The sequence below is a fragment of the Calothrix sp. PCC 6303 genome (genome assembly GCF_000317435.1).
In the GTDB taxonomy this organism is placed as follows: domain Bacteria; phylum Cyanobacteriota; class Cyanobacteriia; order Cyanobacteriales; family Nostocaceae; genus PCC-6303.
This window is the reverse complement of sequence record NC_019751.1, coordinates 6,522,824-6,540,590: the sequence shown is the minus strand read 5'-3', so window position 1 is coordinate 6,540,590 and position 17,767 is coordinate 6,522,824. Positions and strand designations below refer to the sequence as shown.

Annotated in this window: 15 protein-coding genes; 4 read left to right on the top strand and 11 right to left on the bottom strand. The window is 38.1% G+C overall.

The window, feature by feature from the left end:
• Positions 1 to 652: 652 nt before the first annotated feature.
• The 4 genes from CAL6303_RS26600 to ffh all read right to left on the bottom strand — a co-directional run bounded on the left by CAL6303_RS26600 (position 653) and on the right by ffh (position 4,129).
• Entirely contained in the window at positions 653 to 1,606 is a 954-nt protein-coding gene (locus CAL6303_RS26600; protein ID WP_015200941.1) for a PhoH family protein, read from the bottom strand.
• Between the two features lie 220 nt (positions 1,607 to 1,826).
• A complete protein-coding gene (locus tag CAL6303_RS26595) occupies positions 1,827 to 2,240 on the bottom strand; it encodes a KH domain-containing protein (protein ID WP_015200940.1) in 414 nt (137 codons plus the stop codon).
• 31 nt (positions 2,241 to 2,271) lie between these two features.
• On the bottom strand, positions 2,272 to 2,532 hold the full coding sequence (gene rpsP / locus CAL6303_RS26590) for a 30S ribosomal protein S16 (RefSeq protein WP_015200939.1): 261 nt from the start codon (positions 2,530 to 2,532) through the stop codon (positions 2,272 to 2,274).
• Positions 2,533 to 2,665: 133 nt separating this feature from the next.
• Positions 2,666 to 4,129: a signal recognition particle protein gene (gene ffh / locus CAL6303_RS26585; protein WP_015200938.1), complete on the bottom strand. Its 1,464-nt coding sequence runs from the start codon at positions 4,127 to 4,129 to the stop codon at positions 2,666 to 2,668.
• A gap of 595 nt (positions 4,130 to 4,724) precedes the next feature.
• Here ffh and CAL6303_RS26580 point away from each other — a divergent pair.
• Positions 4,725 to 5,753: a pentapeptide repeat-containing protein gene (locus tag CAL6303_RS26580; protein WP_015200937.1), complete on the top strand. Its 1,029-nt coding sequence runs from the start codon at positions 4,725 to 4,727 to the stop codon at positions 5,751 to 5,753.
• Between the two features lie 253 nt (positions 5,754 to 6,006).
• Here the strand turns inward: CAL6303_RS26580 and CAL6303_RS26575 are convergent, their stop codons facing one another.
• The 7 genes from CAL6303_RS26575 to CAL6303_RS26545 form a co-directional block, all read right to left on the bottom strand.
• The gene (locus tag CAL6303_RS26575) at positions 6,007 to 7,560 is read right to left on the bottom strand and encodes a serine/threonine-protein kinase (protein WP_015200936.1); all 1,554 of its coding nucleotides are present in this window, start codon (positions 7,558 to 7,560) and stop codon (positions 6,007 to 6,009) included.
• Between the two features lie 394 nt (positions 7,561 to 7,954).
• A complete protein-coding gene (locus CAL6303_RS26570; RefSeq protein ID WP_015200935.1) occupies positions 7,955 to 8,143 on the bottom strand; it encodes a hypothetical protein in 189 nt (62 codons plus the stop codon).
• Positions 8,144 to 8,190: 47 nt separating this feature from the next.
• Positions 8,191 to 9,195: a glycosyltransferase family 2 protein gene (locus CAL6303_RS26565; protein WP_015200934.1), complete on the bottom strand. Its 1,005-nt coding sequence runs from the start codon at positions 9,193 to 9,195 to the stop codon at positions 8,191 to 8,193.
• A 115-nt stretch (positions 9,196 to 9,310) separates the two neighbouring features.
• Positions 9,311 to 10,588: a polysaccharide ABC transporter ATP-binding protein gene (locus CAL6303_RS26560; RefSeq protein WP_015200933.1), complete on the bottom strand. Its 1,278-nt coding sequence runs from the start codon at positions 10,586 to 10,588 to the stop codon at positions 9,311 to 9,313.
• Between the two features lie 2 nt (positions 10,589 to 10,590).
• Positions 10,591 to 11,436 carry an ABC transporter permease gene (locus CAL6303_RS26555; RefSeq protein ID WP_015200932.1) on the bottom strand — a complete coding sequence of 282 codons (846 nt, stop codon included), beginning with the start codon at positions 11,434 to 11,436 and terminating at the stop codon, positions 10,591 to 10,593.
• 6 nt (positions 11,437 to 11,442) lie between these two features.
• Entirely contained in the window at positions 11,443 to 12,480 is a 1,038-nt protein-coding gene (locus CAL6303_RS26550) for a glycosyltransferase family 2 protein (RefSeq protein ID WP_015200931.1), read from the bottom strand.
• 9 nt (positions 12,481 to 12,489) lie between these two features.
• Positions 12,490 to 13,761, bottom strand: coding sequence for a glycosyltransferase (locus tag CAL6303_RS26545; protein WP_015200930.1), 1,272 nt, complete (start codon positions 13,759 to 13,761; stop codon positions 12,490 to 12,492).
• A 191-nt stretch (positions 13,762 to 13,952) separates the two neighbouring features.
• On the opposite strand from CAL6303_RS26545, the gene CAL6303_RS26540 reads away from it, so the two are divergent.
• The 3 genes from CAL6303_RS26540 to CAL6303_RS26530 all read left to right on the top strand — a co-directional run bounded on the left by CAL6303_RS26540 (position 13,953) and on the right by CAL6303_RS26530 (position 17,514).
• Entirely contained in the window at positions 13,953 to 15,500 is a 1,548-nt protein-coding gene (locus tag CAL6303_RS26540) for an FAD-dependent oxidoreductase (protein WP_015200929.1), read from the top strand.
• 551 nt (positions 15,501 to 16,051) lie between these two features.
• Positions 16,052 to 16,762 (top strand): hypothetical protein, encoded by a 711-nt coding sequence (locus CAL6303_RS26535; protein ID WP_015200928.1) that lies wholly within the window; start codon positions 16,052 to 16,054, stop codon positions 16,760 to 16,762.
• Positions 16,763 to 16,806: 44 nt separating this feature from the next.
• Positions 16,807 to 17,514, top strand: coding sequence for a hypothetical protein (locus CAL6303_RS26530; protein ID WP_015200927.1), 708 nt, complete (start codon positions 16,807 to 16,809; stop codon positions 17,512 to 17,514).
• The last annotated feature ends 253 nt before the right edge of the window (positions 17,515 to 17,767 follow it).

The window sequence follows — 17,767 nt, the reverse complement described above, 5'->3', positions numbered from 1 at the left end:
AAATATATTAAGACATAAAAACGAAAAATCAAGATTTTCGGGAGGTTTGAGAATGAGTCAAATAGCTGAGTAACTGTGATGCTTAATAATTAGTTTATAAATGCCTTCTGATCATCAATACCTTCGCCATTTTACGAAAAGTAGAGCCTTCAGCAATTTCTCTCAGACCCTTAGATGAAAGTCTGTACATGTATATTAGAGGTGTTGCGTTGCGTGTTGTCTTACACCTAGCTACCCCTCCACAAGCTAATAAACAGTGTTTTTACGCTCATTGAGATGCTCCCGTTAATTTTTCGGTAGAGGGTTTTATTTATCTTCTTCAATCCATAATGGTTTTAAGCCTTCGCCAAGCTGTTAAGCGCCTAATTTGTATATATAAAGGGGGAAAGACTTCGGCGTGAGCGCTACTTTACCTCCGGTACACTTCGTTCCGACTAGGCTCAGTACAAGTCAGTCCTTACCTCCGGTACACTTCGTTCCGACAGGCTCAGGAACCATCGAACGCTGCCCGCACCACAAAGGTTATAATTTTTGAACTTATAGGATTTAGCTGCGTAGCAACTTATCTGTTGAAAATAAAACTCTTATTTTTGCAGAAATCGGATGATTTTGCCCGGTTTTTGTGATGATCTGTGTTTGGCAAAGGAATTGATTATGGTTCATACTTTTCGTAAGCGGCAACGATTCGCTGAACCAAAGCATGACGAACAACATCTTTTTGGGAAAATTCACAAAAAGCAATGCCTTCAACATTTTTCAAAACATTTACCGCTACAGATAGTCCAGACTCTTGATAATTTGGTAAATCTGTTTGGGTAATGTCACCTGTAATTACCATTCGAGAACGGAAACCCAACCTAGTTAAGACCATTTTCATTTGGGCTGGAGTTGTGTTTTGTGCTTCATCCACAATAATGAAAGCATTACTGAGGGTACGTCCCCGCATGTAGGCTAGTGGTGCAACTTCAATTACACCCCGTTCGATTAGATTCGGTATTTTTTCGGGGTCAATAAATTCATTAATTGCATCGTAAAGGGGACGTAAATAGGGGTCAACTTTCTGTTGCAAGTCACCCGGTAAAAAACCCAGTTTTTCCCCTGCTTCTACAGCGGGACGTGTCAAAATCAACCTTTCAAACTTCCCTGCCAGTAGTGCCTGTACAGCCACAACCACGGCTAGAAAGGTTTTACCCGTTCCAGCAGGACCAGTACAAAAGGTCAAATCGTTTTTATTGAGTGCTTGAATATACTGGCGTTGAAGAAAAGTTTTGGCGCGAACATCTTCACCTCGCCGGGTTCTGGCGACAATATCCCGTTGTAAATCTTGTAATTCACCTTCACGGTGGTTGTCCAAAGCTTGGTGGGTGGTGAGAATATCTGTGTTGGAGACATTTTTGCCTTTCCCCCAGAGATATTCAAGCGATCGCACTAATTTTACAGCCTGCTGTACTTGGTCTTCGTTACCAGAAATTAATAAATCCTGCCCACGTAAAACTATTAAAGCACCAGTTTGTTGGGACAGAACTTTGATATTTTCTTCGTTAGTTCCAGAAAGCGCGATCGCACTTTCAATATTCGGCAGTTGAATCGTTAAAGAACCTGCCATAGTTAAATTAAAATTTCCTTTGGGTGATAAATTCCCAATAGATATTTACAAAACCTAGTATTGACAAAAGTCGGTTGTCACCCATTACCATTAATAACCAGATAACTAGTAGTAAAAAAATACTAGTTATTAGCTAATTGGTAATGGGAATTGTGTTTAGTGTCAGAAATGCACGATGGGGAAAATACCATCTTTTGATCTGAATATTACCCTGACTGCACTAGCGGTCTAGTTGACGAATCCGGGGTTTAGTGAAAACAGGTGGATTCTCACTACGTCCATCTCTGTTACCTGTATCTTTCCCATCTCTGAATTTGGGAGGAGGTAATCGTTCTTCTCTTTCTTCGCCGAAAGATGAATCATCTCGGATGTTACTGCCGTAGATATCTAAATATACAGATTCCCCAGCCGATTGGGCAGCGGCAGCAACACAAGTGCGAATTGCCTGAATATTGCGTCCACCTCGTCCAAATACTTTTCCTTTGTCTTCCCCATCGAAAGCGACGCGAATCCAAGCGTGCTTTCGGACGTGGGATATTTCACAATCAACCTTTAAAGACTCAGGAGATTCCAAAAACGGCTGAACAAGAAACCTGACTAATTCAATATAATCAGGGTTCGATGTTGAGAACATAGAGGATGCGATCGCTAAATTATCTAAATTACTATGATGCAGGTTTTGCACTTACTGGTTCCAATACGTTAGCTTTTTGTAAGAGGCGACGTACAGTATCCGTTGGTTGGGCACCTTGTGCTAGTCGCCTTTGAATCCCTGGTATATCCAAACGAACTTCATCCGTTCTGGGGTTGTAATATCCTAACTCTTCCAAGGGACGAGCGTCACGACGGGTCAGATTACTAATAGCAATAATCCGGTAGCTTGCTTCCCGCTTTTTTCCAAATCGCTTTAAGCGCAGTTTAACCATGGCTGAAACACAATTCTCCTATATTTACTTTCAGTCAAACGCTAATTTTAGCACTAGTCAATGCTAAAGGGACAAAAGTCAAAAACTCTGCTCATAATTAGCTTTGAATAGCATACTCTCGACTTCTTCTTAACTACAACGTCCCAAAACCCTTCTTCTTTTTATCCTTCTTGGGTTTTTTCTTCGCAGTCGCACCCGCGTTATAACCTCTCCACCCCGGTGCAGCTTGAGGATTTCCACCTCCGAACATATTACCCATTCCCCCACCAAACATATTTCCCCCTGGCATTCCCGAAAAATTCCCTTGTCCCATTTGCTGCATCATGCCACGCATCCGTTGGAAATCAGAGACAAGTTTACTCACATCATTTTCTTTATACCCTGAACCACCTGCAACTCGGCGACGACGGCTAGGAGAACTTGCCAACAAATCAGGGTCACGTCGTTCCTGCTGAGTCATGGAGTTAATCATGGCTTCACAGCGCTTGAGTTGGGTTTCACCCTGCTTCAATTGGTCGTCAGTGAGTTTATTCATCCCTGGAATCATCTTAATGATGCCACCCAAGGAACCCATATTTTTCAGCAGACGTAACTGCTTGAGAAAATCAGTAAAGTCAAACTTTGCTGACAAAATTTTCTCTTGCATTTTCTCAGCATCAGCAAGATCAATTTCTTCCTGTGCTTTTTCCACCAAAGTCAGCACATCACCCATTCCCAGAATCCGTGATGCCATCCGGTCGGGATAAAATGGTTGTAGTGCTTCCACTTTTTCCCCAACACCAACAAATTTGATGGGTTGACCAGAAATTTGGCGTACTGATAGTGCCGCACCACCACGGCTATCACCATCCATTTTTGTCAATATTGCCCCAGTAATCCCAATTTGATCATGGAAAGTCCGGGTCAAATTAGCAGCTTCCTGACCTGTCATTGAATCCACAACTAACAGGATTTCATGGGGTTGAACTGTGGCTTTAATCTGCGCCAATTCTGCCATCATATCCTGGTCAATTTGCAAGCGTCCGGCTGTATCAATAATTACTGTATCAACACCATCAGCTTTGCCCTGTGCAATTCCCTGACGGGCAATTTCTACTGGATCAGCATCGCTACCTAGCTGAAATACCGGGACTTCGATTTGCTTACCCAAGGTAATCAACTGATCAATCGCAGCAGGACGATACACGTCAGTAGCCACCATCAAACAAGTTCTGTTTAATTTACGTAGATGCAGGGCTAATTTGGCTGTGGCTGTGGTTTTACCTGTACCCTGTAACCCCGCCATCAACACCACAGTTGGGGATGTACTAGCCTGTGCGAGGGGAACGTTTTCTTCCCCCATCACCTTGACTAACTCATCATGGACAATTTTAATAAATTGCTGTTCAGGCTTAATTCCTGCTATTACCTCAGCACCCTGTGCTTTGGTTTCCACCTCATTGATAAAATCTTTTACAACTTGCAGATTGACATCGGCTTCCAATAGGGCACGACGTACTTCTCGCAAAGCATCTTGAATATTGGATTGGGAAATTTTATCTTGTCCCCGGAGCTTTTTCCAGGCAGATTCTAAACGGTCAGATAGTGCGTCAAACATAGTATGGTTAGAGTGAGTTAATCAGCAGGGAAGGTTAGTTGTCAGTACAGTGGTTTTGCTTCTATAAAGAACCAAAAGGTTGATTTTTGCACAAATTCAACCAACTACTTCCGGGGAGTATATTAGAGTTGTCTCAAATTCTATCGTATCCCCCCAGGAGCATCGCTCCTGCACAACTCCACCGGAGTTTTATATCTACCAGCTTAGTGGTTTTCTTGAGGACTATAGTCATTTCCATCAGATATATTGCAAAAGTCCCAGTTTGATCATGAGACTTTTTGAGTCTTCGCGCCAGTCTATGTTGGGAGTTGATGTGGTGGAGGACATGAAATTATCACAAAAATTTTACGTAAACTTTATGAAATTACTGAATATTTATTCAAAAAATTTCAATAATGGATGTATAAACTACAACATACATTAAATTTTACAGGTATAAAAATTCTGAATGTAAAATCAATGGTCGGTTGATTTATGCGATCGCTAGAGGAAAGCAATAGAGATTCTAAAGTACTTATAAATAATTTTCAATTTATTCAATTTAATTTATACTTTGTCAGTATTAGAACTTGTCCCAAATGAAAAAAAGAGCATTATGAGTAAAGATATAATCAAAATTTCCGAAGATAATACTGTAAATGCCGGACAAGAGTCCTATGACAAACGCGATTTATTAGAAAAAATTTTATATCAACCTGATTGTAATTTAAATCAGGTGAATCTGATTTTAGCAAATCTTAGCCACATAGAATTAATCAATGCCAATCTAGAAGGTGTATATCTCAGCGGCGCTAATCTAAATCATGCCAACATGAGTTATGCAAATCTCAACAAAGCCAATCTCAGTGGTGCTGACTTAAGCAACAGTAATCTCACCAATTCTTTCTTTGAAGATGCCAACCTTAGCAGCGCTAATTTTTGCTTTGCTAACCTGGTTAATGCCAAGCTGGCAAATAGTAATCTTAGCTCTAGTGATTTGAGTCATGCTAACTTAGCAGGTACAGATTTTCAGGATGCTAACCTGAGTGGTTCTAAATTTGTGTCTGCAAACCTAGAATATGCAGCTTTAAAAAATGTTTATCTCTGGAATGCGAATATTTCTGATGCTTGTTTAATCGGGACTAACTTAAGTGATGCTTACATGCATAGTGTTAAACTTAATGGTGCAAATCTGACTAATGCAATTCTCCATAGAGTTAAATTAAGTGATGGCAAGCTCAGAGATACAAATTTGATCAATGCTGATTTGAGTGACGCTCAATTAGTTGGAGCTAATTTAACAAATGCAAATCTGACTGAAGCTAATTTAGCAGGAGCAAATCTCACTAAAGCTAATTTAACTAATGCTAACCTTCGCAATACCAAAATTGATCAGCGAACAAAAATAGATTCAAAATGGCGAACAATTTGGGAATTATTAAATCATCAATTTCACGGCAAAAACCTCCGAGATATGAATTTTGCTGGTGCTGATATTGAAGGTGTTGATTTGCGAAATTTTGACTTGACAAACCTAAATTTGAATGGAACACAAGTTAAAAATACCTTATTTGGATGTAATGAGGGAATTGATTGCCAGATGAAAATAAACTTAAAGTTAAGGGGTGCAATTGTTGAAGATTGATAAAGCTGAAATATCCCAATATTGGTAACTTGTTTTAACTCACATCACAAACCTTTCCATCACAGGAATTGAAAAAAGTTTGAGGGTTTCATTCCCAGGAATAAAGGACGGCAGCGGCTTTTGATTCTGGGTCTAAATCACAGTTAAAAAAACATACTCATTACTTATTTTTTAATAACCTATAATTATGAATAAATGACATCGTGGAAGCTTCCTATTCAGGTGATTATTTTGAATATCCCAACAGCCCTTATCATGCCGATAGATCAAACGGTGAATCTGTGTTCATCGTTCCTAACTTAACTAGAATTTGCGGCTTAATTTTCTCATATTCATTTTTCAACAAATTCTTACTCAACTGCCCTCCCCCCGAAGCTAATGTGTGGCTAATTGCCAGCCAATCATGCAAACGTCGGCATTGATCTGTGGCAATAGTAGACATGAGAATATGTTCAGGATACTTCGGTTCTTCACTTGCAAATAATAGCAAACGGTAATGTCCTGTTTCCCCAAGTAAACGAGCAACTTCGATAGCAAAATTAGTTTTGAGATCAAGATAATAGGGTAGCCACTTTGCACCATGTTGACGGTTATAAATCACCGTAATCCATAGCAGCATCGGGTGAGGATTCATAATAAACATGAATTGATTATAGCGAGTACAAACAAGACGTTTCTGAATTTCTTCCCTCGGAAGCATGATCCAAAGTGTAGGGTTAAGACTATTATTAATATTGAGAATATGAGGAAAAACAATATTTGCAATTGGCTTATTTTTGGGCCAAGTTGCTTGTTTGATAATTTCCTCTCGTGACAAAGCTGCTCGCAATGCTAAAGAATTTCGCTGTTCTGATTCAGCAATTGTTCCAGAGGAATCAACATCTAATGGATTTGGCTTGAGGGGAATTAAACTTAAATGATCTGTTGTTTCTACATTGGTAAGTATATCAAGAATTTCGCTAACTTTTTGAGGGCGATCGCCTGATGCTTTAGCAAGGCAATTCATCACCAAGTTTTCCACAGATTTCGGTATTTGTAATTCCGAATTAATGTCAGCAAAGGAACGTGGTTTTTCGTAGTGATGAACTTTGTACCACGCTCCAAAGGAATGAGTTGGTGCAACTAAAGGTAATTTCCCTGTAAGCATTTCAAACATCATCACACCCAGACTGTAGATATCAGAACGACTATCAAGTTCTTTGCCTTCCATTTGTTCTGGAGAAGAATAAGCTAGGGTGCCAAGATAGAAGTTAGTTTGATGGGTGTTAGATTGAAGCAATTTTGCAATTCCAAAATCCAGGATTTTAACTAGTTCCCCAAAGCTAGGATCTGCCACAACCATCATGTTGCTAAGTTTGACATCTCGGTGAATAATGGGGCAAGGATAACCGTCAATTGGGATACCATCATGGGCGCATTGTAAACCCAAACAGATTTGGCGCACCATACTTAAAAATCGCGGCAATGTGAGATGTTGTTTACGAACAATTTGGCTGAGGCTTTTACCTTGGAGATACTCCATCACATAGAATGGGGTGTTGTGCTCATCTACCCCATAGTCCATAACCCTAACTATGTGAATACTCTTTTGTCCCAATAAAGCACAAGTTTTGGCTTCACGTTCAAATCTTTCTCGCAAGCGCATCTTTTTATTTTGGATGGACATTGAGAGAAATTTAATTGCGACAGGTACACCACCCAACAGGTTATCTTTAGCACGGTAAACCCGACCCATCGCTCCAGTACCGATTAACTCCTGGAGGTGGTAGCGTTTGACGAGTAAGCGACCAATATTGGGGTCTGACATAGAAACTTGATTCCGATATTCAATAAACTTGTTTGCAAATCTCTCCCATCAGAGAGGCAATAGGGTTTTGGATAAGTAGCCTGGTAAAATCAGGGTTTTGGCTAATTCATGTCCATATTTTGGCACTGAACTATATTTTCCCTGAATTTAGTTTTCCCAATTTTTAGGTTAGTTATTCACTTTTGCAGATCTAAAACATATTTGTGATTGAAAAAGAGGAAAGGGGGCTTTCTAGCAGGGAGGAAGGGAGATGGCACTGAGCAAAGCTCAGAAAAATCAGAATGCAGCAGATGGGGATTCGACAAGGCAGCTTTTGGGGATTTTAGTCCGAATGCCAAAACCTGTCGGACTAAAATCCCCGTCACAAAACTTACTTGCGGCTTGTTTTAACACCCTACCGAGGAAATGTGTGTGGAGAAAAATATTGAGTTGCAAGTATAGTCATTTGTTGCACTTCTTGACTAATTGGTGCTGGTTTCATTTCGCCGCGAAAGTCTAATAGTTGAACCAGAATTAAGTAGCCTACTGCTAACAGGATTGAAATGACCCCTGTGATTACTGCCACGATTTTAGAACGGTTCATAATGATTACCTATAATAAATACTATATTATGCTACTACTAAATTGTTCTACACTGGTATAAAGGGGAATTTCTTAGGATGCCATAGAGATTGATTTCGTATTAAATGATAAAGTTTATTTAAAAGTAATACATAGCAGGCGATTCTTTCAGTTTGCCGGAAACCTAAATAGTTTTGCAATATCTGATAGATCAAACTTTTATTTTTATTTTTGAATTTAGGAAAGTGTAGGAGTGCTTGCTCTAATAGTTCTAAATATGCTGAATAGTCGATTAATAATACTTCACGAGCTAAGTAAAAGTAGGATAAGGCGATGGCTTGATGATAATTAGTTGATAGCCGATTTAATTTGATTAATTGCTGTTCTGATTTATTTAAAACTAAGAGATGACTACTAATCCAGAATTCTTTGGAGCGTGTAGAGACAGTAATGTTTCCATAACGACGATAAATAGAGTAACAACCTGGTTGATAATCAACTTTAGCACCGTTAATAACTAGAGAAATTAAAAAATCTCGATCTTGGGCTGCAAATAGTTTTTCATCCCATCCTTGACTATTTATAATTAGACTTCGGCGATAAAGAAATGCTGCTAATGCTACCCACCAAGTTCCTAAAAGTGATTCTAATATATCTGTTTGGGTTCCTGATATTTTGATGTCTCCTAAAAAGCTGGTTCCATCTGGTAAGTGATATTTGTGTCTCCAATCTCCATAAACTATGTCTACTGATTTTTTTTCTAAAAAATCAACTTGTCTAGCAATTTTTTCTGGGGATATATAATCATCTGCATCTAAAAATTGAATGTATTCTCCTTGAGATAAACTAAATCCCAGATTTCTGGCAAAGTTGCCACCACTGCGGGGGATTGATTTCCAAATAATTTGATGGCTGAAATTCTTGATAATTTCTAATGAGTTATCATTAGAACCGTCATCAATGACTATGATTTCTATATTTTGGTAGGTTTGGTGTAAGCAGCTATTGATTGCTTCTGATAACCATCTACCTGCATTAAAACAAGGTATGATGATTGAGACGAGTGGTAGCATATATTTTTCGGAATTTATCTGAGTAATTTTTAATAGTTTTAGAGAAAAATAAGTTTTAAAGCTGATGTCAACTAATAGCTACAAATGTATTTAATTTAGATATTCATTCCCAGTTTTATAAGTTGATTATCTGCCATATTCTTGGCTGGTAAAATAGTGATTGGCTAGCGATTTTGCCTGGTTGAACTGTGAATTTAAAAGATGGGATGATATCTAAGGAAGACATACCTGATTTGATGTATATTTTAGCACTGTAGCATCCTGGTAAAAGACCCAGATAGGGCATTCGCATTTGAATTTCAATTTTTCCAGGGAGTATTTTGAAGGTGTGATGGTCGCTAGCAGATGTGATGTATAAAACTCTTTCTTGGTATCCTGATAAAGCGGTAATGATTACTCCTAAATTAGCATGAACAATTGGTTTAGTTACTTGACATGTGACAGATAATATGGATGCATCTCCACATATTGGTGCATGAATAATTCTGTTTTGTGTGTCTTTAAAACAGAGGCAGGTGATATCTATTCCCAGACTTTCATGGGCTGATTTTGGTGGTAAGTGCATCATTCCTAATGCTTCATTTACATCTCCTGCTGCTAAATCTGCTTCGTATTGACGAATAACTGCTGTGGTTTCTCCAAAGGTAATTGCTTTTCCTTGGGATAAGTAAATTGATGATTGACAAATATTTAAAATTACATGGGGATTATGGGCAACTAGAATAAAAGCTGTTCCTTTTTGGCGTAATTCTGCTAACTTTTGATAGCATTTCATTCTAAATTTGATATCCCCAACTGCCAGGACTTCATCAATTAGTAAAATATCTGGTTCGATGTGGACTGCACAGGCAAATCCTAAGCGTGCTACCATTCCGGAACTATAGGTTTGAACGGGTGTATCTATAGCTTCGCCAATTTCGGCAAATTTGATAACATCTGGAAGTTTTTTGTGAATTTCCAGGGTTGTTAAGCCGAGAATTGACATGTTGATATAGATATTTTCACGTCCTGTGAGGATGGGGTTAAAACCTGCTCCTAATGCAATTAAAGGTGCTATTTTACCACGAATTTTGACGCAACCTGTGTCGGGTTTAATTAAACCGCTAATGATTCGCAGTAATGTGGTTTTTCCGGCACCATTTGCACCAATTAGTCCTAATGCTTCTCCTGGATGTAGTTGAAAGCTGATGTTTTCGATTGCCCAGAATTCTTGGGGACGCAGTTTTTGACTTATGCGATCGCGTCCTGTAAATTCTGTTAATATATCGTTGATTCCGTAAAATAGCGATCGCTTTAAGTTACGGCAGAATTTTTTGGAAAGGTCTGCTACTTCTAAGATTGGGATGTTTGTTGGGGTTTGGTTTAAGGGTGGTTGCTGAATTAGGTTAGTCATGACTATGAACCAATTTTTTCAATCACAAATGGCATTGCTAAACGAAAAAATATCCAAGTTAGTAGTAAACCTATGAGGGTAATTGTGCTAACGAGCCAAAATTCTGGGGCTTGTGATAATATTCCGGTGGTTGATAGTTCCCGAATTGTCACGATTAATGGTGTTACTGGGTTGAATTTTACTAGTATTCCAAATAGTCCTTGGTTTGGTACTGGGTAGATTATTGGGGTCAGAAATAACCAAAATCCACTTATTAATGTGATTCCTTTGGAGATGTCTTGATATAAGATTCCAATTGGTGCTAGTAGTAAACCAATGAAGGTACCGAATAATATAAGATGGATAATTGCGATTGGTGCGAGGATAATTGTCCAGGTAATAGGAATTTTAAAATAGATAAATAAACAAATTATTAATAGTAGCTTGATGCTGAAATTAAAGCAAATTTCTCCAAGTTTGGCAATGATTAATGCTTCACGGGGAAAGTTGATTTTGGTGAGGATTGATTTTGCTGCGGTGACTGCTTGTAATGGCGCGTTTAATGCTTCGATAAATGTTTGCCAAAGTGTGGTGCTAAACATGACGTATGCTGGATAGGGTATGTCTGTTTTTCCCACTTTGATGACGTTGGCTTGGTTGGCTAGGGTAAAGCCGATTGCTGTTATGATTGATGGGAGAAATGCCCAGGTTATTCCTAGGAGTGATTGCCGATATTGGACGGTGAGATCTCGTATCATGAATCGATATGCTAGTTGTCGTGATGCGAGGATGTCTAACTTCATTTGTTGAAGTAGTTGGAGTGGTTTTTTGAGGGTGTTTTTTGGGGTGTAGATGATTTCTGGTTTCACAATTAATTAATTTTTTTTAACGCAGAGTTTCGCAGTAGACGCTTTTGCGGCTTGCCGCAGGCTGGGAAGCGCAGAGTTTCGCACAGAAGAGGAAGAGAGGAGGAGATGAGGAATAAGGGAGAGGATGATGCGGAGGATTTTTCGCAGGATTTTGATTCCGAGGTTGGGAATAGGAAGGTTTTTTGTGAGGGGATATATTATTGCTATGTTTTTTCTCCATCCTAGGTTTTTGTAGCGTTGTTGAAAGTATTTGTCTGAGGTGAGGTTCCACTTTTTTTGTAGGTGTTTTAAGCTGCTGTATTCCCATTTGTCATTCCAACGGAACATGTAATAGTGGATGTCGCTGAGGTTGTTGAGTGGTAGTTCTGTTTGGTAGGTGACGATGGAGTTTGGTTCGAGATATATGGAACCTCCTGCTTGGGTGACGAGTAAACAGAAATCTAGATATTCTTTGGTGTTGAGGAGTTTTTCGTCGAGAAAGCCAAGTTTTTGAAAAATTTTGGTGTCTACTAACATGCAATGAAATTCTGCAAGTCCAGTTTTTTGACGTTGTAGTTTTGGGTTGATATCTGTGATTTTTTTCCCTTGTTTGTATATCCTGTCGATGATTTTTCCGTTGTGAATGCCTGTTTCTCCTCCTGCACAATGGATTTCTTGATGGAGGGTTTTTCCTTGACAAACTAGGGGGATAACTATGGTTGCTTCTGTGGTTTCTGCACAGTCAATTAATGGTGTTAACCAGTTGGGGGATACGATGACATCGTTGTCGATGAAAACAACATATTGACTTTGGTTATGTTGTAATCCAATGTTTCTTGCTTGGTTGGGGGAAAGGTAATGGTTGATGCGAATAAGTTGGAATTTGTTGATGCTTGCTTGGGCTTCTAGATATTTTTGAATATGGGGTGGTGAACCTGCATCTATATAGATGAGGTGGAAGGGATAATTGGTATTTTGGTAGATGCTTTCTAGTGATGCTTGGGTAGAACTAAATTTTTCTCTGGGAACTACGATTATTGTGATTTTGGTTGGGGAGGAAGGCATAATCAGTTATCAGTTGGAAAACTCTAAGATTTCGCTTTTCTTTGTGGAAGTTGGTTTGATTTGTTGTTGATAAATTTCGACTAATTCATCGTTGAGTTTTTCTATGTCATAGTGACTCCTGACAAATTCACATCCTGCTTTTCCCATGGTGAAGCAGATTTCTGGATGTAAAATCAGGTATTCTAGGGAGGATGCGATCGCGCTTTCATTCCGTTCTGGTACTATAAATCCAGAAACTCCATCCTCTATCAGTTCTGGGATTCCACCATGGTTTGTCCCAATTACTGGTAAACCTGTTAGCATTGCTTCTTTTAAGGTGTTGACGGGTGCATCTTGGTTTCCATCTTTTGCTGTGATACTGGGTGCAATACAAATGTGTGATTCATCCAGGATTTTAATGATTTCTTGTTGGGTTCTCCAACCAAGTAATCGAATTTGATTATTTAGCTTTAGTTGGTTGATGAGCTTTTCTAAGTATTCTCTCTCTTCTCCATCCCCAATAATCAAATATTCGAGGTTGGAATATTTTTGAATCACTTGATAAATTGCTTTAATCGCATATTCAATGCCTTTTTTCTCGATTAATCTACCAACTGTGACAATTTTTATTCTACTATTGGGGTGACAATAGCGCTGTTTAAATCTAAATCTGTGGGTATCAATCCCAGAACCATGAATTATTATTTTATTGGGATTACATCCTAGTTGGATGATTCTGTTTCTAAAGTAGTGGCAGTTAGTGAGAAAAAAGTCACCCTGAATAAACAATTTTTGATATACGTTCGTCCCGAATTTCTGGAGATACCAACTGATGTCATAACCTCGGAAAGATGTAATTAGTTTTCCTTTAACTACCCCAATTTCCCTGAGTTTCATTCCTTCGATTCCATGCATTCCAAATTGACAATGAATCACGTCATATTTGGGTGTATCGATAAATCGCATGGCAGAATATAGAAATCTCAGTGATGCAGCAAATCTTCCGTATTTAATCAGGTTGAGACTACGCAAAATAGCGATGGGGTTTTTATGGAGATTTTTAACTATCCAAGCTAAAGCTATGAATAATCTTAGTATATAGTTATCAGGGATTTCTCCCGTATATCTAACGTTTTTCAGTAAGTTGTATTTTTCAACATCTGAATGTAGTAAATCTGTATGATCTAAATAGTGTGCATAAATATCTATCTGATGACCTCTTCTAATCAAACCTGTAATTTGGTTCAGGATGAATGTCTCAGTTATTGCCGGGAACCTATCTACTATCAATGCAATTTTCATATCAAAAATTACAGCACATTAGCTGAATCCAAAGCAGTTTGAAATGAATTTACCAGCAATTAATAGGGGAGAAATCGAAAATTGTACCTATAAAAGTATTTACTTTCGCAGTATATTTATAGTCCTTTTATAATACCTTAAAATAGATGATTTTCGCAAAAATACTTACGAAGAAGGAAAATTAAAGTTACATGAACTTAACAGAAAAGTATCTTTCACCACTTCCTGGAGATGTACTAGGAAATTTACGTCGTGCTGATGGGATTTTGGAGAGTTTACGTACAGGGACAACACCAATTACAACAGTAGTAAATGAGACATCTGAACCTTTGAATACTGTGGATTGGGATGTGGTTATTTGTGGTGGAACTTTGGGAATTTTGATTGGTGCAGCTTTGGTACAAAAGGGTATCAAAGTGGCATTATTAGAACGGGGGATTTTACGGGGAAGGGATCAAGAATGGAATATATCCCGTCATGAGTTGCAAGTATTTTTGGAATTAAACCTGTTAAATCAGGACGAATTGGAGAATGCGATCGCATCTGAGTATAACCCCGCACGGGTTGGTTTTACTGGTGGTACAGATATTTGGGTGCGGGATGTTCTCAATGTTGGGGTAAATCCTGTGTATTTATTGGAAACACTCAAACAAAAGTTCCTCGCAGCAGGGGGAATGCTATTTGAAACCACTCCATTTATCTCGGCAACTGTACATCCTGATGGTGTCACCGTAAATAGTAAGTTTACAGCTAAACTGCTAATTGATGCTATGGGACACTTTTCAGCCATCACCCAACAAGCACGTCAAGGGAAAAAACCTGATGCACTTTGTTTAGTTGTGGGGACTTGTGCTGAAGGTTTTCCGGAAAACAGTACCGGGGACTTGTTGTTATCTTTTACGAATAGTGAAAAACAATGTCAATACTTTTGGGAAGCTTTCCCAGCTAAGGATGGAAGAACAACTTACATGTTTACATACATGGATGCACATCCCCAAAGACTGAATTTAGAAGATATGTTTGCTGAGTATTTCCGTCTGATGCCAGAATATCAGGGTGTGGAATTGTCCCAGCTTGATATTAAGCGTGCGTTATTTGGTTTTTTCCCTTCATATCGTCAAAGTCCATTGCAAACACCTTGGGATTTTATTTTACCCGTGGGAGACAGCAGCGGAAATCAGTCACCTCTGAGTTTTGGTGGATTTGGGGCAATGGTACGTCATTTACAGCGGTTGACAGTAGGAATTGAAGAAGCGCTACAAAGTCAACAATTATCAACTACAGCTTTAGGTTTATTACAACCCTATCAACCCAGTTTGACAGTGACTTGGTTATTTCAAAAAGCCATGAGTATGGGTGTAAATCAAAAAATTTCCCCAGAACAAATTAATAATTTATTATCAGCGGTGTTTGTGGAAATGCAGAAATTGGGTGAACCTGTGCTGAAACCTTTTTTACAGGATGTCATTCAGTTTTTGGCTTTAGCGAAAACGTTATTTTTAACAGGTTTGCTGCATCCTTTATTGATTATCAAAATAATTCCTCAAGTTGGTTTATTAACTTTGCTGGATTGGATTAGACATTATCTAAATTTGGGAATTTACTCACTTTTATTTTGGATAAGTCCTATATTTAAACCTCTTATTAAACACTTGCCTGTGGCAACACAATATTATTGGTATCGTTATGTTGATGCCTGGAAATATGGTTCTGGAGGAGATTATAATCTGAATAATTAGTTGTTGAACATATATTAATAACTAGTCCCACAAAATTAAATTTCCCAGTCAAGATAAAAGTCACGAAGAGAAATATAATCTATGGGTTTACCAACGCTAAACCCATAAATAACACCTGGTTTTCCATCTTTGGTATTTGACATTGTGCCTAAATATCAATATTAAAGTTATAATCTTGCTCTTGCTGTATAAAGATGATCTAAAGTTGAAGCATAACAATTGACATCTAGATTTTATTAAACAAAAATATAAATATACTAAAAATAGTCAGAAAACAACCTTTTTAAAATGCTATTAACGTTTATTTGTAGCTTATCTAGCTAACCCCTAGCACCGTAGTCAATGGACTTCCACAAAATAAAATATCCTTGGGTTTTAGTAGCGTTCGATGGTTCCTGAGCCTGTCGGAACGAAGTGTACCGGAGGTAAGGACTGAGCGCTCGCACCGAAGTCTTGCCGGAAAAGATTGGGATGTCTTTTGTACCATGGAAAATTGGATAATTATTTAATCGGAAGTCACTAAATACTCTACTTTAAATAAAATTAATCAGATGATTGAACCACAACCCAAAACCAATAGATACTTCGGAGTCACAATTGGTTTATTAAGAGAGCGTGAAGGATTCTTAGAAGAAATTCGTCAAGGAATTAGATTACCTAGTAAAATTATGTCCTTACTAGTTTCTAGCTCTTTATTTCTAGCTATTTATGGAGCCATTATTGGAGCTTATCACAGTTGGATGCAAGCTTTATCATCTGCAATTAAACTACCAGCTTTGTATCTCATGACATTGCTAATTTGTTTACCAACTTTATACTTTGCCAATATTATCTTCGGTTCTAAAAGAACCTTAGCTCAACATTTTGCCTTAATTTTGACTGCGGTATCTGTAACTAGTGTTCTCCTATTTAGTTTCGCCCCAATTAGTCTATTTTTTCTCATTACCACCAATAGCTACCAATTTTTCATATTACTAAATGTTGCTATTTTTGCACTAACAAGTTTAATTGGAATTTCATCCCTATACCAAGCTACAAATGTAGTTTTAGAACAAGAAGGAGAAGGAATTGCCATTAGAAGAAAAATAGTACGTTCTTGGTTATTCTTATATGCATTTGTTGGTAGTCAATTAGGATGGACATTGCGTCCATTTTTTGGTACACCTGGTTCAACTTTTGATTTATTAAGGGAAAGAGATGGAAACTTTTATTTGAGTGTGATTCAGTCGTTAGCATATTTATTCGGCATTCACTCTCGGTAGATTGTAAGGCACAATTGAGAATCTAAATTTAACTTAGTAAATATATGTTGCACAAGAAAAAAAACGGAAATAACCACTTTTCCGTACTGCTGGGACTATTACGCGATCGCCAAAACTTTTTAGAGGAGATTCGTCAAGGGGTAAGATTAGAAAATAAGGCGATTTCGTTGTTTGTTACCAGTTCCATATTTTTTGGTATATATGGTGTAATACTCGGCTCATCCCACAGCTTTGCTCAAGCCTTAGTAAGTGGTATCAAACTGCCAGCTTTTTATTTACTCACACTAATTATCTGTTTTCCCACACTGTTCTTTTTCAACGTTTTATTCGGTTCTCGCAGCAGCATCCAACAGCATTTTGTGGTTCTCCTCACCGCTGTTTCAGTTATAGGTGTTTTGTTATTTAGTTTTGCACCCGTAACCCTATTTTTCCTCATTACTGCTCCCAAATCTTACCAATTCTTCAAACTATTAAATGTCTCCATCTTCATGATTACAGGTACATTTGGAGTCAAGTTCCTCTACGATGGTATGCAACTACTTTCCCAAGATAATGAAGTTGGCAAAGCAACCCGAACTAGTATTCTGAGATCATGGTTACTTTTATATGGTTTTGTGGGGATGCAATTGGGATGGTTTCTCAGACCATTTTTTGGTGCACCAGGAACAAAATTTGAACTATTTCGCGCAGTGGAAGGGAACTTTTACTTAAATATTGTGGCAGCAATATCGGAAATTTTAGGTTATAAATAGTTCAGTTTCAGCACCAAATAGGAAATAGCAATTCTATTTTAATTATCATATTTTTGAGGTTCAGATCCCCGACTTCTGTGAGAAGTCGGGGATCTGAACCTCAATGTTTAATTTTAACTAACTAAAATTTATAAACTTTCAATTTAAACTAGCCAATGTCCTGCTAAAAACGCTAGTTAACTTAAGTTATCTAATTATATATAAATCAGTATTTTTACGCACTTATTTCAATTTGCAACCCTGAAAAGCCTGC